Raw genomic sequence first — 24,584 nt, forward strand, 5'->3', positions numbered from 1 at the left:
TTGAGATATAAAGTCCTGAATTTAAATCAAACCAATAAATAAAAAGTTAAATAATGCGTTTGTTATTGGAGTTGAAAAGGGATTGCTAATCGAAATAAAAATGCCATTAGCATTTTTAATGCTAATGGCATTTTATATACAGTTAAAAAGTCTGTTTTAACTATTTTTTCTTCGCTTTTACATTCGGTAGATCGGTTACCGATCCTTCATAAATTTCGGACGCTAAACCGATCGATTCATGTAATGTCGGATGAGCATGAATAGTTAATGCAATATCTTCTGCATCACATCCCATTTCAACAGCTAAAGTGATTTCACCTAGCAACTCTCCACCATTCACACCGACAACCGCTCCACCAAGTAAGCGATTATCAGCTTTATTGAAGATCAGTTTTGTCATACCCTCTGAACAATCAGAAGCAATCGCGCGTCCTGATGCTGACCATGGGAAGATTGCTACTTCGTAATCAATACCTTTAGCTTTGGCTTCTTTTTCAGTTAAACCAACCCAAGCTACTTCAGGTTCAGTGTATGCAATTGAAGGAATAGTTTTTGGATCGAAGAAGTGTTTTTTACCGGCAATTACTTCAGCAGCAACATGCCCTTCATGCACACCTTTATGCGCAAGCATTGGTTGACCCACTACGTCACCTATCGCATAAATATGCGGTACATTAGTGCGCATTTGTTTGTCAACTTCGATAAAGCCACGATCGGTAACATTTACGCCAGCTTTTTCAGCGCCAATTAGTTTACCATTTGGTGTACGTCCAATTGCGACTAACACAGCATCATAGGTATGCGTTTCGGTCGTTCCGTCTTTTTTCTCCATGGTGACATAAATGGCATCATGTTTTGCTTCAACGGTAGTGACTTTAGTTTCCAGTCTTAGGGTAAACTTCTTCTGGATTTGTTTAGTGAAGACTTTAACGACATCCTTATCAGCCGCAGGAATCACTTGGTCAAACATTTCAACCACATCCACTTCTGAACCTAGGGCATGATAAACAGTACCCATTTCGAGTCCAATAATTCCCCCACCCATTAATAATAATTTTTTAGGAATGGTGGTTAATGCTAATGCATCGGTTGAATCCCAAATACGCGGATCTTCATGAGGAATGAATGGTAATGTAATTGGGCGAGAACCAGCAGCAATAATCGCATTATCAAAGGTAATTTTGGTAATGCCTTTTGACGATGTCACATCCATAGTATGACTGCCAGTAAATTGCGCTTCACCTTGAATTACGTTCACTTTACGCATTTTAGCCATACCCGCTAATCCATTAGTGAGCTGATTAATGACTTTCTCTTTCCAACCGCGTACTTTATCTAATTCAAGTTTTGGGGTACCAAAATGAATACCATGCTCAGTTAATGATTTGGCTTCATCCATTACTTTAGCAACATGCAGTAATGCTTTGGAAGGAATACAACCGACGTTCAGACACACCCCACCTAGCGTTGAGTAACGTTCAACTAAGGTGACATCTAAACCAAGATCGGCTGCGCGGAACGCAGCGGAATATCCCGCTGGCCCTGCACCTAAAACTACAAGTTGTGTTTTAACTTCTTGACTCATAATCTATTTTCCTCCACTACATCACTAAACGACGTAAGTCGGATAATACGTTAACAATATGGCTTAAGAAGCGTGCACCGTCAGCACCATCAATCACACGGTGATCAAATGATAATGACAATGGTAACATTAAGTGTGGTGTAAACTCTTTACCATTCCAAACAGGTTTCATAGTAGAGCGTGATACCCCTAAAATTCCGACTTCAGGCGCATTTACAATTGGAGTAAATGAAGTGGTACCAATTCCACCTAGGCTAGAAATAGTAAAACAACCACCTTGCATGTCTGAACCTGTTAATTTACCGTCACGCGCTTTTTTAGAAATTTCAGCCAGTTCACGTGAAAGTTCAACAATACCTTTTTTATTCACATCTTTAAATACCGGCACTACTAAACCATTTGGCGTATCAACCGCTACCCCAATATTAATGTATTTTTTAATGATTAAGGTTTGTGCATCTTCAGATAATGAACTGTTAAAGCGTGGGTAAGCCGTTAACGCACTTGCTACCGCCTTCATAATAAATACAAGTGGTGTGATCTTAAGATCAAGTTTTTTCTTATCAGCTTCAGCATTTTGTTGCTTACGAAATGCTTCTAGATCAGTAATATCTGTTTCATCAAATTCAGTAACATGCGGAATCATGACCCAGTTGCGATGTAAATTAGCACCTGATACTTTTTGAATCTTAGTTAATGGTAATGATTCTACTTCACCAAATTTACTGAAATCAACTTTTGGCCATGGTAGTAAGCCAGGTAATGCACCACCTGCATTGCCACTTTCAACTTGTTTAACCGCATTTTTAACATAAGCTTGAATATCTTCACGTAAAATACGATGTTTAGGACCTGTTGGTGTCACTTTAGCAAGATTAACGCCAAATTCGCGAGCTAAACGACGAACCGATGGTGTTGCATGTGCATAAGCATCATTTTCAACAAAATCATTGCCCGTGGTTGCTGGAGCTGATGCCTTAGCCGGCTCAGCTACTGTTGCAGGCGCCGGAGCTACTTGAGCTGGTGTTGATACTGGCGCTGAACTTTCAGCTTTCGCTGGTGCAGTCGATGCTGCCGTTTCAAATTCCATTATTTTAGAACCAGTTTTAACTTTATCGCCAACTTTAACAACAATGTTTTTAACAACACCAGCAACGGTTGCAGGCACTTCCATTGATGCTTTATCGCCTTCAACAGTGATGATGTTATCGTCGATTGCTACGCTATCACCAACTTTAACCGAAATTTCAGTGACTTCAACTTCATCACCACCAATATCAGGTACATTGACATCAACAATTTGACTTGCGGCTGGAGCAGCAGGTGCAGCTGGCGCTGATTTTGGCTCTTCTTTGGTAGCTGGTGCACTTGCACCATCTTCATCAAATTCCATAATTGCAACGCCAGTTTTTACTTTGTCACCAACTTTCACAATGATAGATTTTACAACGCCTGCTTGTGGTGCAGGAATTTCCATTGACGCTTTATCACCTTCAACAGTCATAATATTATCGTCAACAGCAACTTTATCACCGACTTTGACCAAAATTTCGGTTACTTCAACTTCATCACCACCAATGTCGGGTAATTTTATTTCTATACTCATTCTTTTTACCTCTTATGCAATACGTGGGTTGAGTTTATCTGGGTTGATTTCAAATTTTTTGATGGCTTCTTCAACCACACTAGCTTGAATATCACCACGTTTAGCAAGTTCACCCAATGCAGCAACAACAACATAAGATGCATCTACCTCAAAATGATGGCGCAAGTTTTCTCGACTATCACTGCGACCAAAGCCATCAGTACCTAATACTCGGTAGCTTTCGGCAGGAACAAAACCGCGGATTTGTTCAGCAAACAGTTTCATATAGTCAGTTGACACAACCGCTGGATTATTATTCATCACCTGTGCAACATAAGGCACTTTTGGTGTTTCACTTGGATGTAACATATTGTAACGTTCACAATCTTGTCCATCGCGAGCAAGCTCGGTAAATGATGTTACACTGTAAACTTCTGAGTTAACTCCATAATCTTTCGCTAGGATATCAGCCGCATCACGAACATGGCGTAATATAGAGCCTGAACCTAATAACTGAACAGTTGGTTTACCTGCTTGACCTGCAACGGTATCAAGTTTATAAATACCTCGACGGATCCCCTCTTCTGCACCTTCTGGCATCGCTGGTTGCGCATAATTTTCGTTAAGAGTTGTGATGTAGTAGTATACATTTTCTTGTTCGCCATACATACGACGTAAGCCATCTTGCATTATAACAGCGACTTCATAAGCATAGGCAGGATCATAAGAGATACAATTCGGGATAGTTAAAGCTTGAATATGGCTATGACCATCTTGGTGTTGTAAGCCTTCCCCATTTAGGGTTGTGCGCCCAGATGTACCACCGATCATAAATCCGCGAGCTTGTTGATCGCCAGCTGCCCACATTAAATCACCAATGCGTTGGAAACCAAACATTGAGTAATAAATATAGAATGGAATCATTGGGAAATCATTAGTACTATATGAAGTTGCAGCAGCAATCCAAGAAGCTGTCGCACCACATTCATTGATTCCTTCTTGTAAAATCTGACCTTTTTCATCTTCACGATAGTAAGCGACTTGTTCTCTATCTTGTGGGGTATATTGTTGTCCATGTGGATTATAGATACCAATTTGACGGAATAAGCCTTCCATACCAAAAGTACGTGCTTCATCAGCGAGAATTGGCACTAAACGTGGTGCTAACTCTTTGTCCTTAAGCATGATGTTAAGAGCACGAACAAACGCAATTGTTGTTGAAATTTCTTTAGTTTGTGCTTCAAGTAATGGCGCAAACTCACTTAATGGTGGAATAGAAACTGTTCCAGAGAACTTAGTTAATCTTGACGGAACATAGCCATGCAGCGCATTACGACGTTCATGGATATATTTGTATTCAGGTGTATGTTCTTCAAATTTAATATAAGGTAATTTTTCAAGTGCATCGTCAGTCACAGGAATATTAAAGAAATCACGAACATGACGAACACCATCCATATTCATTTTTTTAACTTGGTGAGCAATATTTTTGGCTTCAGCCGCTTCACCCATACCATAACCTTTAATAGTATGAGCTAAAATTACAGTTGGTCGATCTTTAGTCTGTTTTGCTCGCATAAATGCAGCAAACATTTTAGATGGATCTTGACCACCTCGATTTAATCTAAAGATCTCTTCATCAGACATATCTTTAACTAAGGCTGCGGTTTCAGGGTATTTACCAAAGAAGTGTTCACGAACATAAGCACCATCTTTAGATTTTAATGTTTGGTAATCACCATCAAGTGTTTCGTTCATTAGACGGATTAATTTACCTGATTTATCTTTTTGTAATAATTTATCCCAACGATCACCCCAAAGCACTTTAATGACATTCCAACCCGCACCAGCAAATACACCTTCGAGTTCATTGATAATTTTACCATTACCAGTAACAGGGCCATCTAAGCGTTGTAAATTACAGTTGATAACAAAAACTAAATTGTCTAGTTTTTCACGGGTTGCAACTGTGATTGCCCCTTTTGATTCTGGCTCATCCATTTCACCATCACCTAAAAATGCATAGACAGTTTGTTCTGAGGTATCTTTAAGCCCACGATGGTTTAGATATTTTAAGAATCGAGCTTGGAAAATCGCACTAACCGGACCTAATCCCATAGAAACAGTTGGGAATTGCCAGAATTCAGGCATTAATTTTGGATGAGGATAAGATGATAGACCTTTACCATGAACTTCTTGACGGAAATTATCTAATTGTTCTTCAGTCAAACGACCTTCAATAAATGCACGTGAATAAATTCCCGGTGAGATATGACCTTGGAAATAAATTAAGTCACCACCATCTTTCTCATTTCTGGCACGGAAAAAGTGGTTAAAACAAACTTCATAAAATGTAGCAGCAGACTGAAATGATGCCATATGACCGCCAAGCTCTAAATCCTTTTTAGATGCTCTAAGTACCATCATAATAGCATTCCAACGAACAATTGAACGAATGCGTCTTTCAATTTCCCAATCCCCCGGATATGCTGGCTCCTCTTCTACAGGGATGGTATTGATATAATTACTGGTTGAAGAACCAAAAAGTAAAGGAACACCACCATCTTTGGCTTTATTGACTATTTGTTCAATAATATATTGTGCACGTTCGATGCCTTCTTCACGAATAATTGAATCAAGACTTTTTAGCCAATCTTGTGTTTCAATAGGATCGATATCATTCACTTGCATGTCCGACATATAAAAACCTCTTTTTTGTTAAAAAAAATGCAGCTTTTGCTATCCTTAGCTATAACTTAAGCCATAACTAACTTATAACCTTCTACTCTGCATTACGGAGCTTATTTAGTATAAGTCTGCCATTTTCAAAGAAAAAGTAAAGCAAACCATAGTTTAGAAAAGAATGTTAATTCCTATCAAATTAATCAACCATTTCAATTATTAATTTAAATAAACCCATAATCAATTGATATAAATCAAATTTAATAAAAATTAATTTATCTGAATTAATGGGATTGGTTATACCGTGATTAGCTATGTATTGTCAAGTTATAGTAAAATCTGATATATAGATGTAAGATTTTGATAAAAATGGCAGATAAACGCTACAGTGAAGATGAAAGCAGAAAATATTATTATTCAGGATTTAGATATACAGCCCTACCTGCAAACTTATCAAGCCATGCATGAATTTACGCTTAATCGCAATGAACAAACATTGGATGAAATTTGGTTAGTTGAGCACTATCCTGTTTTTACACAAGGAAAAGTTGGTAAGCCAGAACATTTGTTATGCAAAACAGATATTCCGATTGTACAAACTGATCGCGGCGGACAAATTACCTATCACGCACCTGGTCAGCAGATTATGTATATATTATTTGATTTGAAACGACGTAAGATCGGCATTCGTGATATTGTCAGTTATTTGGAAAAGAGTGTCATCGATACTTTGCAACACTATGGTATTATAGCTTACGCTAAAGCCGATGCGCCGGGCGTGTATATCAATAACAAGAAAATCTGTTCACTCGGGTTACATATTAAAAGAGGTTGCACATTACATGGGCTTGCATTAAATATTGATATGGACCTTGGACCGTTTAAAAATATCAATCCTTGTGGTTATGCCGGATTACAAATGACACAATTAAAAGAATATGTCTCGCCAATTGATCGTAAAAAAATAAAACAATTGTTAACCAATAATTTCATCAAGCAGTTAACAAACTAATAAGATATAAATTATGCAAAATAATGAAACAATAATCAGAAGCTCAAAATATCGTGATGCTGATAAAACACGATTAATCCCAACTATTACAATACAAGACGCTGCGCCACTAAAAAAACCGGAATGGATGAAAATCAAATTACCAGTTCATTCTGATAACATTTCGCATATTAAAAATACCATGCGCAAACACGGTTTACATTCAGTTTGTGAAGAGGCTTCTTGTCCTAACTTAGCTGAGTGCTTTAATCATGGAACGGCGACTTTTATGATTTTAGGCGATATTTGTACTCGTCGTTGCCCATTTTGCGACGTTGCACACGGACGACCTTTACCGCCAGATCGTGAAGAACCCATAAAATTAGCTAAAACTATACAAGAAATGAGACTGCGTTATGTAGTAATTACCTCGGTAGATCGTGATGATCTTAAAGATGGCGGCGCGAGCCATTTTGCTTCGTGTACCAAAGAAATTAGAGCATTAAGCCCTAATATTAAAGTTGAAACTTTGACCCCAGATTTTCGTGGTTGCATTGATGAAGCGGTTAAGGTGTTAAGTGACAATCCACCAGATGTGTTTAATCATAATTTAGAAAATATTCCACGCCTTTATAAAAAAATTCGTCCTGGTGCCAGTTATCAAGGTTCACTAAAATTATTAGCCGCTTTTAAAGAAAGACATCCTGAAATACCCACAAAATCTGGTTTAATGGTAGGACTTGGTGAAACTAATGAAGAACTGATTCAAGTATTAAAAGACCTTCGTACTCATGGCGTAACTATGCTAACGTTAGGTCAATATCTACAACCAAGCAAATATCATCTACCGGTTGAGCGTTATGTGCCACCCGAAGAATTTGATGAGTTAAAACAAATCGCATTAAATATGGGATTTACCCATGCGGCGTGTGGTCCATTCGTTCGTTCATCTTATCATGCCGATTTACAAGCAATGGGGAAAGAGGTGAAGTAATCTTCACCCTTTTTTTACTCTTAATCATCAAAAACCATAAACCGGCGATTCTCGGTTACAATTTGTAAGAATATTGGTAAACTTATCTTCTGATCTTTTTCTAATTTATCGTTTAAATCATAAATTTTTGAGCGCCCAAATTCATCAAGAACAACGGTTTTATCACTATAAAGCGCGGCTATTTCGCTTTCATTGCCAGCAATGATCCATTGTCTAGATTTTTGATCAAATAAGTTTTTACCTTGACTATATTGTTGAGGTGGTGTGGTAACATTGAATGCTTCTTGCATTAATGTACTTAAAATATCAGTTTGCGTAGTTACATCACTTATTTGTTTGGCCTCTTTATTTGGCCAAGAAATAATTAATGGTACTTTTAGTGATTCCCGACTAAAACTCTTTGTATTATCACGTAATGCAATTTTCAAATTTTCATTAATCTTAATGTCATTCGATCCAGTGATAACAATAATCGTATTATCAAATGAATTTGATAATTTTAAGTAACTAATTATCGATTCTAAATACTGATCTAATTTTTTTGCCTCAGTTTTTAATTCAGTTATCGGTACGTTTTTATTTTTAGAACCCAGTGAATATTGAATGACAGAAAATAAAGGTGCATGGTTGTCCAATTCGTTTTGTTTGTCATGCCATGCCATCCAGTTATCAGTGACTTGTCGATTAGTCTGTTTTTTAGGTTCAGGTAAGGTAAAATTAGAGAGTAATGCATAACGATAAAGAGGTTCGGCAAAACCATCGGCCGAAAATAAACCTAAATTATAATGTTGTTTTATTACTGCATCAATTAAAGCCGAAGTTTTGTGACTCGCTAAAATACTGTTGTAATAATTGGGATCTAACCCATAAAACAGTGAAAAATCATTTAAATATGACTGATTGCTTGCACCATAATGATTAGTAAAAAAGAGGCTGTTATGCGCAAATTTATTTAATGCAGGCATAGTGTCATCAAGCAAATCATAATTCCATCCATCTATAGCAATCATTACCACATTTTTCATCTGTTGTTCGGTATCAAATGTGATACGCCCAAGTGGATACTCAATTGCAAGTGCGAATGGATTACCTTCTTGAATAACCCGATTACGATAATCATTTTGCTCAATAAAACCATAACGCTCAAGAAAATGCCTCGCGGTAAGCGGATAAGACAGCGGCAAGCTTGAACGCTGCATGGTTATTGGTCGATAAAAATTAGCATCAGCCCAAATATGAATAAGATGGGAAGAAATAAAGCAAAGAATAAATATAAGGACAACTGGCTTTGCAAATCGTTTACGTTTAGTAAGGCTACGTAACTTTTTCCAGCTCCAGATTGCAAATAAAATCTCAATAAAGAGGATAAACGGAATAAGAATAAATGCAGTACTTAAAAAAGAAGCCTTTTGCGTAGTTAGCAATTGCCAAATCGATAAATTAAGATGCATTCGAAAATGCGAAAAAACGTCAATATCAATTAAAAGTAAGGTAATACCTAAGGTAGCTGTAATTGTTGCAATGATGCGTTGCCACCTTGATGAATAAATAAAAAAGCTTAATGGAAAAAGTAAAATCAAGTAAGCAATAAAAGTCAAAAAACTAAAATGCCCAATCGCACTAATAATAGCATAAAATCTTCCCATAAATGTGCGAGGCCAATCCGCAATCATCAAGTATTGACTACCAAGAATAATTACGACAAAAATATTAAATAATGTAAACCAGTGTCCCCAGCTCACAATTTGTGAAACTTGTTCATCTTTAAAATGATTATTTTTAAGTTTGAGCATATTTAATTGTTGGCAATGATGATAACAATGATTAGTAACTATTAATTTACGGCATAGTTTACCTGATTTTGAAAAATCTTTCTGTAAATTTTTTATTTGTTAGCATAAAGATCTCGGTAATTTGTTGGCGTTACAATCGATACTTGCTATAATTTATAGATTTATTTGGCTAACAAAAAAGATACTCATTTTGGCAATCAAACAACTCGAAGCACAACAGCTTCAACCAGATTTAAAACAAATCGAAATCATCGTTAATAACAAAAAAATACCTACTGATTTAGCCACTAAAGAGGTAAATAATTTATTAACATGGCAACCACGAATTGCCGATGCCTTTTCACTATTGTGCCCAAAGCAAAAGCAAGCTTATACCCCTCGGTTTATGCTCCTAAAAGGGACAGAAAGCGAACTGTTTTTTAGTTTATTTAAACAAGCAATTAAACCTAGTATTTCAACCTCTATTTTAGGCTTTAGTTACTATATCAATGATAACAAAATCACGCTAACAAAAGCCAAAAGTAAACAAGATAACTTTGCTGTTCAAGATACGTGTTTAACAGCCCTATCTTTCGATAGTGAAATGCTATTAGGCTGCGTTCGACAACCGGAAAATGATCCTATCAAATTACAAGCAGGTTTAGTTCATCAAGCCAATGGCGGTTTTTTGATTTTAGGACTCCGCTCGTTACTTGCCCAACCATCTATGTGGTTTAAATTAAAACAGATGGTGATAAAACAAGAGTTTGAATGGTTTTCTGCCGATGAATTACCCCCATTGCCTATTGCTATTCCAAAAATGCCTCTTGATTTACGCATTATTTTAGTCGGTGATAGATTAAGCTTAACCGAATTACAAGATCTCGATCCCGAGTTTTACTCCACTTCAATTTATAGTGAGTTTGAAAACGAATTAGCCGTTAACGCCTCTTTACAGATAGAACAGTGGTTTAGTTACTTAGAATTTATAGCTGAGAATCAAAACTTACCACATATTGATAAATCAGCATTCACTAAGTTATATAAAGAGGCAACACGTTATACCGGTGATCAATTTTATCTTCCTATGGCAGTTGATTGGGTTTACACCCTATTAGTTAATGCAGCCCATTATATGGAAAATAGTGTCATTGATGAGTCAGCTATAATCAAGTCAATCAAGCAAAAACTTTGGCGCGAAAGTTATTTAACTGAGCGGTTTTATGATGAAATATTTACCAACCAGATAATGATTAATACCAAAGATCAGGTTGTTGGGCAAATAAATGGGTTATCTGTCATTGAATATCCGGGTTATCCAAGAGCCATAGGGGAACCCTCTCGTTTAAGCTGCATTATTCATTTTGGTGATGGTGAATTGATTGATATTGAACGTAAAACTGACCTTGCAGGCAACATTCATTCTAAAGGAATGATGATAATGCAAGCATTTATGATGTCAGAATTTGCGATAAATCATCAATTACCTTTTTCAACATCTTTAGTGTTTGAACAATCTTATAGTGAAATCGATGGTGATAGTGCTTCACTGGCTGGATTTTGTGCACTCATTAGTGCATTATCCAATCAACCTATCGATCAACAATTAGCTGTTACCGGTTCGGTTGATCAGTTTGGTCATGTACAGTCAATTGGTGGGGTAAATGAAAAAATAGAAGGTTTTTTTGCCGTTTGTCAGCATCAAGGCTTAACTGGCCAACAAGGAGTCATTATTCCCGCCAGTAACCAACGCCATTTGAGTTTAAGCGATGAAGTGATTAATGCAGTGATAGAAAATAAATTTTCAATTTGGGCAGTTGAGCATATTGCCGATGCCTTGTATTTACTAACGGGTATTCCCTATAAAGATGAGCATGGTATTAGCTTATACAAATTGATTCAGGCACGCATGCAGTCACTGTTAGTGCAAGATAAAAAACACGACAGTTGGTTGAGTAGATGGCAAAAATATTGCAAAAAATAATAATAACCAATACACTTTAAAGCAAAATCTCATTAATTAATGAGTTAAACTGATACTGTTTAAACACTATCTATTTTTATAACATGGATATGAATAATACCGTTATTTTGACCATGAAGTAATAACAACAAATAAAAGGTTTTTTTATGACATTTGAACGTAAGTCTTCGTATGATAAAGCAGATTTGATTAAATCAGGCAATAGTGAATTATTTGGTCATGATGGTCCTCCTTTACCTTCTGATCTAATGTTAATGATGGATCGTGTGATTGAAATGAATGAAGATGGCGGTAACTATAGTAAAGGTTATGTTGAAGCAGAATTCGATATCAATCCTGATTTATGGTTCTTTAAATGTCACTTTAAAAACGATCCTGTGATGCCTGGTTGTTTAGGCTTAGATGCATTATGGCAATTAGTCGGCTTTTATCTTGGTTGGATTGGTGGTAAAGGTAAAGGACGCGCACTGGGTGTTGGCGAATTAAAATTAAAAGGTCAGATCCTGCCAAAAAATAAAAAAGTGACTTATAAAATTCATTTTAAACGCGTCATTAACCGTAAATTAATTATGGGAATTGGAGATGGCGAAGTTTATGTTGATGGTAAATTAATTTATGAAGCAACTGATTTAAAAGTTGGATTATTTAAAGATACCAGCGAATTTTAATTCATAATAAAGGTTACTTAGCCTTATAACGCACTAGTTGTAAGGCTAAAATAACGATTTATTAGACAACAGTGGTTGATTGAGTATCATTAATAACAACATGTTTTTACTATTTGTCATTGCAGCTCAACCTAGTTATCTATTGTGCCTATGATCAAATGACATTCCTTATAACAATATAAACTAGTTCATCATTTGTTGGTCATCGCCATAATAAGTTTATTTTTTAAGTTTTTAAATATGATTTTGTTAAAACGTTTTTTTATTATTATTGTTTTTTCTTTTTTATTCAGTTCTTTTGTTTATGCTGATTTTGCAGGCAAAGTAGTCAAAGTGATTGATGGCGATACAATTGATGTATTAACCAACACTAAACAAAAAATTCGAGTTAGATTGTTAGATATCGATGCGCCCGAAAAAAAACAAGCTTATGGCAATGTGTCGAGAAAATATTTAGCGTCACTTGTTGCGGGTAAAGCTGTTTTTATAAAAGAGAGTAAAAAAGATATCTATCAACGAACGTTAGGTACTGTATTTTCCAATAAGATAAATATCAATGCTAAGATGGTTGAAAGTGGCTATGCTTGGGCTTACCGTTATAAAGGGATAGCAAATAATCAAGAAATGGTAAGATTAGAAACGCAAGCCAAACAAAACAAAAAAGGGCTTTGGAAAGATAAAAATCCTATAGCCCCTTGGGATTTTCGACATCGTAATAAACGATAAATCAACTTTAGCGCATTATTTTTTAGAAGATAATGCTGCTTCTGCTTGTTTTAATGCCTCTAATCCTTTCTTACAAGCATTTTCTTGATCAGCTTGAGACATTGCAATAACTTGCTTTTTACCCAATTCTAGATTTTGTTTCAACATATCCGTTTGTTGTTTAGTCGCTGCATTATCTGGAATGGCTTTGATTAAATTATCCACTTTATCAAAATAAGTTTTACAAGACGCTGATAGGTCTGCCATGGCAAAAGAAGATATTCCCAGTAATGAGATTGTAAGTAGTAATTTTTTCATTTTTTCCTCATATTATTTTACTATTGATATGTTATAAGATTTTTTTTAAAAGTGTATATGTAGAATTATTTTGCTTGTAATCTTACCAGCAAATAGTTGCTGATAAGATAGGATATGATGGGAGGTATTTAAATTAGAATAACGTCAGCAGCAGCTGGACCACGAGGACTATCTTGGATAGAAAATTCTACTTGTTGACCTTCAGCTAGCGTTTTAAAGCCATCACCAGAAATCGCTGAAAAGTGTACAAATACATCTTTGCTGCCATCTGCAGGCGAAATAAAACCAAAACCTTTACTTTCATTAAACCATTTAACTTGACCAGTTTTCTTAGACATAACAATCTTCCTATAAATAAATTAATCTTAGCCGATGACGGCCATCTTTAAAACATAAAACCTAGACTACTTATTAACACTAAGAAGAGGAGACTGAAGAAAACTAATACGAATCCCTGATATAAAGTAAACTACAAACTGCGAATATCTAAATGTTACAAAATAAATCTGCATGTTATATGCTGGTAACTATTAACGCATAAATTCCGATTGAATGCAAGAAATGTTTTACTTTTAACATTTCATTACTCTAACAGGAAGGAATACAAAATGAATTTCTATTAGAGTAATATGTCACACTTAACAATTTATTTTTCGGACAGATCTTTCGATTTTTTGATTGTTGCTTCTACGGCATCGATTACTGCTGCTCGAAACCCTTTTTCTTCAAGAACTTGTACACCTTCGATAGTTGTTCCAGCAGGCGAGCAAACCATATCTTTTAATTCACCTGGATGTTTACCGGTTTTAAGTAACAGTTTTGCCGATCCTAACACCGTCTGTGCTGCAAATTTATAAGCTTGTTTTCTCGACAAACCACCTTTAACAGCGCCATCAGCAATCGCTTCAATAAACATAAATACAAATGCAGGTGAAGATCCACTAGCGCCAACAACCGCATCAATTAAATATTCAGGCACAACTTCGGTTTCACCAATACAATTCAATAACGACTGCACGATTGCTAACTCATCGTCTGTCACTTCAGTGTTAGGGGTAATTGAGCACATTGCCGCATTTACTAATGCCGGCGTATTTGGCATCACTCGAATAATCTTTTGCTCATAACCAACGCTTTTAGCAATAGTTTTAATAGTTACACCGGCTGCAATTGAGATAACAATTGTATTCTTTTTTAACTCTTTTTGAATATCGTTCAATACATCTACAATGACATTAGGTTTAACCGCAATAATAACAATATCTGATTCACGCGCAACTTCACGCTCAGAATTAAGATTATTAACAGCATATTCTTGATTAAGGAGTTGCCCTTTTTCTGGATGATGGTCATAAACATAAAGCTGAGATCCAGGAACAATATTACTTAATAAAATCCCTTGTAAAATGGCATTCCCCATATTTCCTAAACCAATAAATCCAATTTTTTGTTCCATTTACTTATACTCCTATCAAAGAAAGATTTATCTAATTATTATAGAGTACTTTTTAGCTGAAGTTCAAAACTTTATAATTATGTTTATTTTAGATTGATCAATAAATCATTCATTTTGTTGTTCAATAGAGTTACCGATTAAACAACGCCTTAATTCGTTCAAAAACTGATTATCTGTATAGCTCGGATATTTAGTTATTGGGCGATTGATTAAATAAGCTATTTGATGTGATGTTAATCGGAAAGTTTGAGACAAATTTAATAAATTAAAATGAGTTTGCGATATAACATCCTCAGGTATTAAAGCAATATTTTGTTGTTTAATTTTATTCTCTGCTAATAATATTTGCTCAGCCCGCCATTTTGGATAAGCATGAGTATCAAACTCGCCATTCAATTGATATCCCCAATCTGTTTTATTGACTTGAGGAAAATAAGTAAAAACACTTTTTATTGGTAAACCACAACTAATCACATACTGATTATCTAGCTTTTTTATTTGTTTAACTTGTAATTTTAAAGAACGCTTAAGCAATTGAGTAACAATGTAAGCTGACTGATTATAAAGTCTACAAAATAAACCACTATCTTTAATAAAGCACACAGCTGAACAATTTTCTGTTAAATTGATTTTCTCTTGAGTATTCATTGATATCTAATTTTGATAATTCATTGGAATTTTAAAACAGCTAATGACTAAAATTTATTCAAATTTTTAGAACCTTACCGCGCTTTGCGCAATAAGGTTCTTATGCCATATTAACCTTTTTTCAACTTGCTTGGTGTGCTTCGCACTACAAGCATAAGATTAATTGTTTTATTATGTTTTATATCTAAATCCGTTAGCTGCTGAAATAAATAATATTAGTGCTCTAGTGTTATTAGTAATTATTCACACAAGCTGCCCTAATATTAATATAACTTTGAGGAAATTTATGGCTAACACCAGAACCACCACCAACCAAACTAGGATCAACATAAAATGGATTACCATCACTGTAAATATCGCTGGTCCAGTAGCCATGCCAATAACGCCAATCGCTAGCAGCATATTCGCCTTCATCAGTATAAGTCATACCCCATTCACTAAATATTCCACCAACCCATTTTGCTGAGCTATCTTTATAACTAATTCTTCTTTGATAATCTAAATAAGTGAAATTAGGTAAACCACCATACCAATCATTACCATTGCCATTGGTATAATCGCGAACACTTGGTATTCGATAATATAATAAACCATTGCAAAAACTTTTGGTTTTATCATAGTCACTATCAACTTGCCCTAACCCACTAGCACCACTTGGATCAGCAATAAACCAACGGGATATTTTGAATGAATACAACAGTAGTTGCTTTTTATTATCCGCATAAATTTTAAATGTAGTTGGAGAAAACCACTTACTTGCGGAATCTTTATTGGGGCCAATAAGTGTAACATCAATCAAATTACTACTTTTAGGCGTTAATTGTAAAGTTACCCCTACCCCTGCTTCTGGTTTAACCACTGAACCATTAGCTGAAATAACTGCTTGTGCAGAAATCCCCTCAACTATTAATGAAAAATTCAAACCATTTGAACCCGTCGTTGGAAAATTAGACTCGGGTTGATTTAAATCCTGTAATTTAAAACCGTTGGTTGGATCCCATTGCTCTGAAGGACCAGCAAAAAAACCACTACCATTGATAACACTCGGTTTAGCAAAACATGCTTTCGGAACGTTATAATCTAGATAGTAACTATGGCTTCCACCACTGAATATACTTATACTTGGTAAGCCAAAAGTCGTGACTAACGATCCACTATCGGCACTCATTGTCATTTTATACGGTGATTGACACGCATTTAGCTGATAATTTGGATTTGACTTGACATAATTTGTCACATCATCACCATTAGCTGTTTCCCACTTTACCTTCAAATTCCCCGTTATGGTTAAAAGTTTATCACCATCCTCATCCCGCCAATAATTGTTTTTCACAATGACATTCGCTAACGTGGTTGAAGGGTAACTAGTGAAAGGTATGCTTGTTTTTATATCATTAAATGTGACAGAGCCGCCATCCATTAAAATAGGATTAGTCATACTTGAATTATCTTCAGATGCCAATATCACTTTGTTATTTGGTAAGGTCAACGATAATAATGGCAAAACTGTATTTGACTCGGTCTTTCCGTTATCAAAACTTAAATAAGGACCTTTTCCATTTATTACCTGCGCTGTTTGTGTTGTTAGACCATAAGCCAAATTTATTAACACCGTATCAACTAATAACAATAATAGTAAACAAGAAAGTAGAGGGCTGGTTATTACTAATTTTATTAACCATCTACTTAATAATGATTGTTTTGCATAAAACAATGTCGCTTTAGTAAGCTGCTGCGGCAATAAAACTGAAATAGTTAGTAGATAAATAGAAAAAGAAATTATAAAAGGAACGGGTGATGAGTTCGATAATAAAAATTGAAAAGTATGCTGACCGCTAACGACTTGATGCGCTAATAAATCCCGATGCCCGATGCCCGATGCCCGATGCCCGATGCCCGATGCCCGATGCCCGATGCCCGATTAAGACCATATTTTAACATATTTTTGCCACTCCCTGTAGCGATTTACTTAATTTTTTCATAAAATTCAATAGGTTGATTTTTAATTAATAAAACTCAATTAGATTAAGTAATCAAGTGCTCGCAAATAATACCAGATATTTTTAAATATATCATAATATAATTGTATAATTTTCTTAGCAAAGAATATAAAAATTATAAAAATGATCAACTCAATAAACCGATAACTATTTTAGTCTTAAAATGGTAACATACTATTTTTTATAATTTTTTAAACTATTCAAACTGCTTGGGCATAATTTGCATGCCATATTGTTGTCCAGTTTGCATTAAAGAATAAATGTGTTTAACTTTGCCTTCTTTGATTAAATTACTGACAGCAGGGTTGTTAATCAGTACTTCAAATAAAGCTTTACGTCCATTATCGGTGGTGACTAGTTTCTGACTTATTATTGCCTTTAAACTATGTGATAATTGAGTACGAATAAAATCTCGTGAACTGTCTTCAAATACATCAATAATACGATTAATAGTCTCAATAGCAGAATTTGTATGCAACGTAGCAAAAACTAAATGTCCTGTTTCAGCTACTGTTAATGCGGTTTGGATAGCTTTTTTGTTACGTAATTCCCCAAGCAATATTATGTCAGGATCTTGCCTTAAAAGGCTATCAACAGTCTGATCCAAATTTGTTAACTCTCTTTGTTGGATTAATGATTTTTGATTATGATAAATAAATTCAATCGGATCTTCTAAGGTTAATATGTGCTTTGATTGATTAAAATTAATGTGATTAATTAAAGATGCTAGTGTGGTTGACTTACCACTCCCTGTTGAACCGGTAATTAAAATAATACCACTTTCATAATTGATAAGTTGTTTAAAAATTTCAGGCGCCTTTATCTCGGCAAGGGTCGGAATGTGTTGTTTAATTATACGAAAAACGGCTGAGATTCCCCGATATTGATAAAAAATATTCACTCTAAATCTGCCTAAGTCATTTACCTGATAAGCGAAGTCAATTTGCTTATTTTGATATAATTGTTGTTTTTGATCGCCAGTTAATAATGATAATAGTTCAGTCTCTAAACTTATTGGTGATAACCTGTGTTCTGATAAAAATTGTAATTGCCCATTGATTCGAATACAGGCAGCTTCACCACTTGAAAGGTGCAAATCAGAGGCATTTTGCGTTACACTAAGAGCCAAAAATGAATTTAACATTCAATTATTCCAACTAACTTTGATTCGGGATTCACATGAATACAGTACATGACAATATACTCACCATTAAAAACAAAATTAAAAATATTGCGTTAGAATGCGAAAGAGATCCCAATAGCATTGAACTAATTGCCGTCAGTAAAACAAAACCTGTGACATTAATCGAACAAGCTATTAGCGCAGGTCAGTTTGCCTTTGGCGAAAACTATGTTCAAGAAGGCGTCGAAAAAATTCAATTTTTTAAACAAAATATGCCCAATGCCCCTTTAATTTGGCATTTTATTGGCCCATTACAATCAAACAAAACAAAATTAGTGGCAGAAAATTTTGATTGGATGCACACAATTGATCGTTTTAAAATCGCTCAGCGATTAAATGAGCAAAGGCCAGCCAATATGAATAAACTTAATGTATTAATTCAAGTAAATATAAGTCAAGAAGCGAGCAAGTCTGGTATTGCACCCAATCAAGTCGCTGACTTAGTTAAGCAAGTTATAGCATTACCCAATTTGAATTTACGTGGTTTGATGGCTATTCCTGAAATCGAGAATGATTTTAACAAGCAATTAGATGTATTTAAGCAGATGCAACAACTTTTAAAATCACTACAAATAGATTATCCATTTCTTGATACATTATCTATGGGCATGTCTGCTGATATGCAAGCAGCAATCGTTGCAGGCAGTACTATGGTTAGAATTGGCTCGGCGATCTTTGGCGCAAGGCAGTATTTATGATATATTGCAAACTTATAAAATTTTTAGGAGTGTTAAATGATATCACTGATCTTCTTGGGAAGAGCTGTTTTAACTGTTTGTCTGTATGTGATCATTTTACGTCTATGGATGCAGAGTGTAAGAGTTAATTTTCATAATCCATTTACTCAATTTATAGTTCGCATTTCTCAACCCATTATTGGACCATTACGTAAAGTAATTCCGTCAATAGGAAGAGTTGATAGTGCAACCTGGTTAATTTTCTATCTGGTCGCGCTAGTTAAAATTATTTTTATTTTACATTTTGCCATGATTAATGCGCCAGTTTGGAGCCCTGAGTATTTAGCATATGCCGTTGCTGCTATGATACACGCCTTTGGTCATTTATTATTTTGGTTACTGTTATTTAGAGCTATCCTAAGTTGGGTTAGCCGTGGACAATCGGTCGCTGATGAGCTACTGGCAGAGTTGACTGAACCCTTTATCGCACCCATTCGACGCATTGTTCCCCCTATTGGCATGATTGATATTTCATTTATGATTTTTATTTTTATTCTAATGTTCTTGAATTTATTTGCCATCGATATGGTCGGGAGTATTTGGCTAATATTATAAAAGCTTTTAAAAAAGGGAGTATACTCCCTTTTATAGAATATGATCTTCCCAACAAATTACATCTTTTTCATACACAATACGTTTTCTAACTGATATTTTCAGCTTATGCATAAGCTTTTTATCACCGGTAATGAGTGGATGCCATTCGGGTAGCTGCCCTGTTTGTAAAAAGTAACGATAAGAACAAGTTAACGGTAACCATTCAATCGTAAGAAGATTTTCACGCGTTAACTTAATACAATCAGGCTCATATTTAAAACGATTGTGATAATGCTTACAACGACACGTATTAGAATCAAGCAAGTTACAAGCAACATTGGTGTACAAGATTTCTTCGGTGTCCTCATCCATCAACTTATTAAGACAGCACTGACCACAGCCGTCACACAACTGTTCCCATTGTGCATCAGTTAATTGATCTAAGGTTTTAGATTCCCAAAATCGCTCTGTCATACTTTAAAATCATCTTCTTTTAACATTTGTAAGAAAAAACCATCTGCTTTTATTTTTTCTTCTATTTCATCCGAAGTACCAACAACAAAACGGCGTTTACCGTCTAATAATACTTTCATCACCAATACAGGTGAACCAAAAATTGACATTACTTTTTCAGGAATAGTAGAAAAATCATTCTCCTTTTCCAGATATAAATAACAATTTTCTTTTTTTGGACTTCGATAAATATAACACCACATCATAACCGATGAACCTACTCCTTCATTTTATTAAGACTATTTTGTAAATAAACACCTGCACCTAATAGACCGGGATCTTCATGAGTAATGACATAAACAGGGATTTTTTTAACCAAGTACGACATTCGTCCTTTGTTTTCAAAAGCATGCCGAAAAGGTGAAGATTTAAAAAACTCGATAAAACGTGGTACGATGCCACCAGCAATGTAAACGCCACCTTGTGTGTTCAGTGTTAATGCTAAATTGCCACCAAATCGTCCCATAAAAGTACAAAAATAGGTTAGCGTTTCTAAACAAAGTGGACAACTATTGGACAACGCTTTTTTGACAATTACATCTGGCGTAATCTCTTCTATAGGTTGATTATTAATGTTTAATAATGCTTGGTATATATTTACAATACCATTTCCAGATAAAAAACGCTCAGACGATACGCGTCCAAACTTTTTGCGTAACTCAGCTAAAAGACGATCTTCTTTCTCATTGGTCATTGGTAATTCAGTATGCCCACCTTCTCCAGACAAGCTGATCCAATGTTGATTAACTTTTATTAAATGCGACACACCAAGACCAGTTCCAGCACCATAAATCGCAATTGGGTAATTTAAATCGGCGTCATCCCCGCCGATTTTTACTAAATCTTTATCGGTTAATTGTGGAATAGAAGTCGATACAGCCGTAAAATCATTAATTACTTCAAGTTGTTTTAAGTTTAATGCTTTAATCAACGCTGAACGTGAAAACGACAAATTATTATTGGTCATATTCACCATATCTGTATCATCAATAGGGCAAGCAATTGCAATACAGGCCATATCGACACTGATTGATTGATTAGCAAGATAGTTTTTAATCAAAACTAATAGATCATCATCTTTTGAAATCAGAATTTTTGTGATAGCAGATAATTTGTTAGTGGTTAAATCGTACAACGCAAAACGGGCATTGGTTCCACCAATATCAGTGACTAAAGCATATTGACTCATGTTATTCCCTTCTATTACAAATTGTGTTTAAATCCTATTGCTGCGTACAAAATCATCGGTATTTAAAACATTTTTGAGCTACTCGTTACAAGGCAAGTCAAATAAGTTAAAAATCTCACCGCTAGCAATGATTTTTGGCGTGAAACATAACGTTATTTTAAGATGCGCTGCTTCTTACCGATGCAATTTTATTGTACGCCTAAAAAAGTAAGCAAGAACTGTTTGAATTTCGCTTTATTCGGCGTTATTCAAATGTAGCCATTGTACAAATGACCGTTCTTGTTTAACACTGGTCATACTATTTATCAAGTAGTACTAATAAACTAATTGTGATCCTTTACTCTATTTGATTTCAAATTAATTGATAATCTTTACTCATAAACTTAGTCAAAGCATACCAACAGTTTGAACGGTAATGATAGATAATAAGCATCAAAATGAACACTTTCTACTATCAGTATATGCATAACTAGTTCACCTTGATTAACATCAAGGCGATAACTCGAGAATAAATCAATATAGTTAATAATTACCAACTATATCCAATATGCTTTATCTATAACCATTTTTTTAATTTAAAATAGATATAAGGTGCAACGCCAGCAAGTAACATTAATATTAATGAGAATGGATAACCATATTCCCATTTTAATTCAGGCATGTTTTCAAAGTTCATTCCGTAAGCCGAAGCAACTACCGTTGGCGGTAAAAATACAACAGATACAACTGAGAAAATCTTGATAATCCGGCTTTGTTCTATATTAATAAAGCTAGTTGCAGCTTGCATTAAAAAGTTTACTTTTTGGAACAAGGATTCATTATGTGGAACAAGCGACTCAATATCACGAATAACTTCACGTGCTTGTTCTAACTGATCAACTGGCATTTTTGCTCGTCGAACTAAGTAGTTCACCGCTCTTTGGCTATCCATTAAGCAAAGTCTTACCTTCCATGCGGTATCTTCTAACTCAGCTAAAGAGGTAATCGCTTCATCATAATGTTCTTGTGAAGAGCGATCCATAATAATTAGACTCAACTCCTCTAATTCACTATAGATATTTTCAATCTGATCGGCTAACTGCTCAACTTTAACTTCAAATAGATCGAGTAATACTTCCCAAGGGTTACCGTCTATCATGCTCTGATATCGTGACCGCATTCGATATAAACGAAACGCAGGAAGATCACGTTCTCTTAAGGTAAAAAGACGTCCATTATGGACTGTAAATGCAACAGTAGAATTACCTGCTCGATCTTCTGCATCTTCATAAAAAAAGAACGAGTGCACATGTAATCCTTCGTTATCTTCAAAAAAACGGGCTGACGCCTCAATATCATCTAACTCTATACTCGTTGCTAAGTTTTGTCCTAAATGGGTTAAAACAAAATCACGATCGGCTTCTTCTGGCTCAATTAAATCAACCCAAGTCGCATTATTTATATCGCCTTCATTAATTTTCACTAACTGTTTGTTTTTTAGTCCAAACGCATTAATCATAAGGCCTCCAGTAAAAATATGTTTAGAACACTACACAACAAATGTGTGGCATTATACCTGTTATAATAAGAAATTCCTATGGTGAGACAAATCTTTCTCAATGTTTAAAAATGGATAATAGCTCGCATAATTAAATTAAATACGGTGATGTTACTTCTGTCTCATGCTACAATATCGAAATTAAATCTTTATGCAATTTTTAGGAGTTTATAATGGCAAATCGAGGAATAAACAAAGTCATTTTAGTTGGTAATTTAGGACAAGATCCTGAAGTCCGTTACATGCCAAATGGTAATGCTGTCGCTAATTTTAGTGTTGCAACATCAGAATCATGGAAGGATAAACAAACCGGTGAAAACCGTGATCGCACTGAATGGCATCGAGTTGTCGTGTTTGGTAAATTAGCTGAAATTGCTGGCGAATACATTAGAAAAGGAACGCAAGTTTATCTTGAAGGACAATTGCAAACTCGAAAATGGCAAGATCAATCGGGAACAGATCGGTATACCACTGAGGTAGTTATCAATACTATGGGGGGTACCTTACAAATTTTGGGATCGCGTGGCGCGAGTAACGAAGGCTTTGATGATGGCTCACAAAATTGGGGACAAAGCGCAAATAATTTTTCGTCAGCGCCAGCGTCGACCCGACAAGCAGCTCAAAGTGCGCCAGCACCACAACCTAAAGCCCCTGAACCACCAATGGATTTTGATGACGATATTCCTTTCTAATCAACCAAATGATTTTTTGGGCGTTTTATTACGCCCATGTATCATATCTAATCAATTTCAATTATACTTATCTTAATGTTTTTTATTAAGTCTTGAAATTGATATGCTGGAACTTATACAAACTATTGGCTTTGGTCTAATTCTTTTCATACCATTAACTAATCCATTAACGACTGTTGTGTTACTATTAGGTTTATCCGGTGATATGACCAATGAAGAGCGTAACTATCAGTCTAAAATGACTTGTATTTACGTGTTTATTATCATGGTTGTCTCGTTTTATGGTGGGCAATTAGTGATGAATACTTTTGGTATATCAATTCCTGGATTACGTATTGCAGGTGGAATGATAGTCGGTATTATCGGTTTTAGAATGCTATTCCCCCAGCAACCATCTCATAAAACGTTAGAAGCCGATGCAAAAAAACGAGAAACGTCAAATAATATCGCGTTTGTCCCATTAGCAATGCCCAGTACTGCTGGTCCGGGTACGATTGCGATGATTATTAGTATGGCTTCAACGGTTAAAGGTGGTGGTTACAACGTATCGACTTGGGTTGTTTATACCACTTCAATAATGGTGCCATTATTATTGTGTATTATTTTATGGTTTTGTATGCGTAGTGCTGGCAGTATCATGCGATTTATGGGGAAAAGTGGTATTGAAGCAACTTCTAGAATTATGGGATTTTTATTAGTTTGTGTCGGTACCCAATTTATCATTAACGGCGTAAAAGAGCTGGTATTAAATTTCCCCAACATTTAACTGATTAAATAATATACAGATAGTTAACCCAAGCACTGACGAATA

At 35.3% G+C, this 24,584-nt stretch carries 23 protein-coding genes; 9 read left to right on the forward strand and 14 right to left on the reverse strand.

All coding sequences use genetic code 11. From position 1 onward, the window contains the following. Nucleotides 1-160 precede the first annotated feature (160 nt). The 3 genes from lpdA to aceE are packed head-to-tail and all read right to left on the reverse strand — an operon-like array spanning nucleotide 161 to nucleotide 5,870. A complete protein-coding gene (gene lpdA, locus J3U56_RS10935; protein WP_267332510.1) occupies nucleotides 161-1,585 on the reverse strand; it encodes a dihydrolipoyl dehydrogenase in 1,425 nt (474 codons plus the stop codon). Nucleotides 1,586-1,601: 16 nt separating this feature from the next. Next, complete coding sequence (aceF, locus tag J3U56_RS10940) at nucleotides 1,602-3,191, reverse strand: pyruvate dehydrogenase complex dihydrolipoyllysine-residue acetyltransferase (RefSeq protein ID WP_416380356.1); 1,590 nt, start codon at nucleotides 3,189-3,191, stop codon at nucleotides 1,602-1,604. A gap of 12 nt (nucleotides 3,192-3,203) precedes the next feature. Next, nucleotides 3,204-5,870 (reverse strand): pyruvate dehydrogenase (acetyl-transferring), homodimeric type, encoded by a 2,667-nt coding sequence (gene aceE / locus J3U56_RS10945; protein WP_267348259.1) that lies wholly within the window; start codon nucleotides 5,868-5,870, stop codon nucleotides 3,204-3,206. 376 nt (nucleotides 5,871-6,246) lie between these two features. Here aceE and lipB point away from each other — a divergent pair, with 376 nt between their 5' ends. Next, the gene (gene lipB / locus J3U56_RS10950; protein ID WP_267367722.1) at nucleotides 6,247-6,864 is read left to right on the forward strand and encodes a lipoyl(octanoyl) transferase LipB; all 618 of its coding nucleotides are present in this window, start codon (nucleotides 6,247-6,249) and stop codon (nucleotides 6,862-6,864) included. A 13-nt stretch (nucleotides 6,865-6,877) separates the two neighbouring features. Further along, on the forward strand, nucleotides 6,878-7,837 hold the full coding sequence (gene lipA / locus J3U56_RS10955; RefSeq protein ID WP_267367726.1) for a lipoyl synthase: 960 nt from the start codon (nucleotides 6,878-6,880) through the stop codon (nucleotides 7,835-7,837). A gap of 20 nt (nucleotides 7,838-7,857) precedes the next feature. Here lipA and J3U56_RS10960 read toward each other — a convergent pair whose 3' ends face one another. Beyond that, nucleotides 7,858-9,630 (reverse strand): DUF3413 domain-containing protein, encoded by a 1,773-nt coding sequence (locus J3U56_RS10960; RefSeq protein ID WP_267332506.1) that lies wholly within the window; start codon nucleotides 9,628-9,630, stop codon nucleotides 7,858-7,860. A 385-nt stretch (nucleotides 9,631-10,015) separates the two neighbouring features. Here J3U56_RS10960 and J3U56_RS10965 point away from each other — a divergent pair, with 385 nt between their 5' ends. The 3 genes from J3U56_RS10965 to J3U56_RS10975 all read left to right on the forward strand — a co-directional run bounded on the left by J3U56_RS10965 (nucleotide 10,016) and on the right by J3U56_RS10975 (nucleotide 12,987). Next, nucleotides 10,016-11,593 (forward strand): AAA family ATPase, encoded by a 1,578-nt coding sequence (locus J3U56_RS10965; protein ID WP_416380357.1) that lies wholly within the window; start codon nucleotides 10,016-10,018, stop codon nucleotides 11,591-11,593. Nucleotides 11,594-11,739: 146 nt separating this feature from the next. Next, nucleotides 11,740-12,261, forward strand: a complete 522-nt coding sequence (gene fabA / locus J3U56_RS10970) for a bifunctional 3-hydroxydecanoyl-ACP dehydratase/trans-2-decenoyl-ACP isomerase (protein ID WP_065634819.1) — start codon at nucleotides 11,740-11,742, stop codon at nucleotides 12,259-12,261. 240 nt (nucleotides 12,262-12,501) lie between these two features. Further along, complete coding sequence (locus J3U56_RS10975) at nucleotides 12,502-12,987, forward strand: thermonuclease family protein (RefSeq protein WP_267332504.1); 486 nt, start codon at nucleotides 12,502-12,504, stop codon at nucleotides 12,985-12,987. A gap of 15 nt (nucleotides 12,988-13,002) precedes the next feature. On the opposite strand, the gene J3U56_RS10980 is transcribed toward J3U56_RS10975, so the two are convergent. The 6 genes from J3U56_RS10980 to J3U56_RS11005 all read right to left on the reverse strand — a co-directional run bounded on the left by J3U56_RS10980 (nucleotide 13,003) and on the right by J3U56_RS11005 (nucleotide 18,532). After that, nucleotides 13,003-13,284 carry a DUF5339 domain-containing protein gene (locus tag J3U56_RS10980; RefSeq protein ID WP_267344861.1) on the reverse strand — a complete coding sequence of 94 codons (282 nt, stop codon included), beginning with the start codon at nucleotides 13,282-13,284 and terminating at the stop codon, nucleotides 13,003-13,005. A 128-nt stretch (nucleotides 13,285-13,412) separates the two neighbouring features. After that, on the reverse strand, nucleotides 13,413-13,622 hold the full coding sequence (locus J3U56_RS10985; protein ID WP_267332502.1) for a cold shock domain-containing protein: 210 nt from the start codon (nucleotides 13,620-13,622) through the stop codon (nucleotides 13,413-13,415). Nucleotides 13,623-13,930: 308 nt separating this feature from the next. Then, on the reverse strand, nucleotides 13,931-14,740 hold the full coding sequence (gene proC / locus J3U56_RS10990; RefSeq protein ID WP_267332501.1) for a pyrroline-5-carboxylate reductase: 810 nt from the start codon (nucleotides 14,738-14,740) through the stop codon (nucleotides 13,931-13,933). Nucleotides 14,741-14,845: 105 nt separating this feature from the next. After that, the gene (locus J3U56_RS10995; RefSeq protein ID WP_267348265.1) at nucleotides 14,846-15,388 is read right to left on the reverse strand and encodes a hypothetical protein; all 543 of its coding nucleotides are present in this window, start codon (nucleotides 15,386-15,388) and stop codon (nucleotides 14,846-14,848) included. 232 nt (nucleotides 15,389-15,620) lie between these two features. Next, nucleotides 15,621-17,000: a hypothetical protein gene (locus J3U56_RS11000; RefSeq protein WP_267367732.1), complete on the reverse strand. Its 1,380-nt coding sequence runs from the start codon at nucleotides 16,998-17,000 to the stop codon at nucleotides 15,621-15,623. A 584-nt stretch (nucleotides 17,001-17,584) separates the two neighbouring features. Beyond that, complete coding sequence (locus J3U56_RS11005; RefSeq protein WP_267348269.1) at nucleotides 17,585-18,532, reverse strand: type IV pilus twitching motility protein PilT; 948 nt, start codon at nucleotides 18,530-18,532, stop codon at nucleotides 17,585-17,587. A 35-nt stretch (nucleotides 18,533-18,567) separates the two neighbouring features. On the opposite strand from J3U56_RS11005, the gene J3U56_RS11010 reads away from it, so the two are divergent. Then, nucleotides 18,568-19,269: a YggS family pyridoxal phosphate-dependent enzyme gene (locus tag J3U56_RS11010; RefSeq protein WP_267344858.1), complete on the forward strand. Its 702-nt coding sequence runs from the start codon at nucleotides 18,568-18,570 to the stop codon at nucleotides 19,267-19,269. 36 nt (nucleotides 19,270-19,305) lie between these two features. Next, the gene (locus J3U56_RS11015) at nucleotides 19,306-19,863 is read left to right on the forward strand and encodes a YggT family protein (protein WP_267332497.1); all 558 of its coding nucleotides are present in this window, start codon (nucleotides 19,306-19,308) and stop codon (nucleotides 19,861-19,863) included. A gap of 30 nt (nucleotides 19,864-19,893) precedes the next feature. Here J3U56_RS11015 and J3U56_RS11020 read toward each other — a convergent pair whose 3' ends face one another. From J3U56_RS11020 to corA, 4 genes are all read right to left on the reverse strand, one after another. Continuing rightward, complete coding sequence (locus J3U56_RS11020) at nucleotides 19,894-20,316, reverse strand: YcgN family cysteine cluster protein (protein WP_267332496.1); 423 nt, start codon at nucleotides 20,314-20,316, stop codon at nucleotides 19,894-19,896. Further along, on the reverse strand, nucleotides 20,313-20,561 hold the full coding sequence (locus J3U56_RS11025) for a YcgL domain-containing protein (RefSeq protein WP_081297552.1): 249 nt from the start codon (nucleotides 20,559-20,561) through the stop codon (nucleotides 20,313-20,315). Before J3U56_RS11025 ends, J3U56_RS11020 begins: the two co-directional genes overlap by 4 nt. Before the next feature lie 11 nt (nucleotides 20,562-20,572). Further along, entirely contained in the window at nucleotides 20,573-21,544 is a 972-nt protein-coding gene (locus tag J3U56_RS11030) for a glucokinase (protein ID WP_267332495.1), read from the reverse strand. Nucleotides 21,545-22,100: 556 nt separating this feature from the next. Beyond that, entirely contained in the window at nucleotides 22,101-23,042 is a 942-nt protein-coding gene (gene corA / locus J3U56_RS11035; protein WP_065634831.1) for a magnesium/cobalt transporter CorA, read from the reverse strand. Nucleotides 23,043-23,254: 212 nt separating this feature from the next. Between corA and J3U56_RS11040 the strand changes: the two genes are divergently transcribed. Next, on the forward strand, nucleotides 23,255-23,773 hold the full coding sequence (locus tag J3U56_RS11040; protein WP_267332494.1) for a single-stranded DNA-binding protein: 519 nt from the start codon (nucleotides 23,255-23,257) through the stop codon (nucleotides 23,771-23,773). A 103-nt stretch (nucleotides 23,774-23,876) separates the two neighbouring features. Further along, nucleotides 23,877-24,539 carry a MarC family NAAT transporter gene (locus tag J3U56_RS11045; RefSeq protein WP_267332493.1) on the forward strand — a complete coding sequence of 221 codons (663 nt, stop codon included), beginning with the start codon at nucleotides 23,877-23,879 and terminating at the stop codon, nucleotides 24,537-24,539. Nucleotides 24,540-24,584 lie beyond the last annotated feature (45 nt).

The sequence above is a fragment of the Gilliamella sp. B2824 genome, from assembly GCF_026536245.1.
Lineage (GTDB): Bacteria > Pseudomonadota > Gammaproteobacteria > Enterobacterales > Orbaceae > Gilliamella.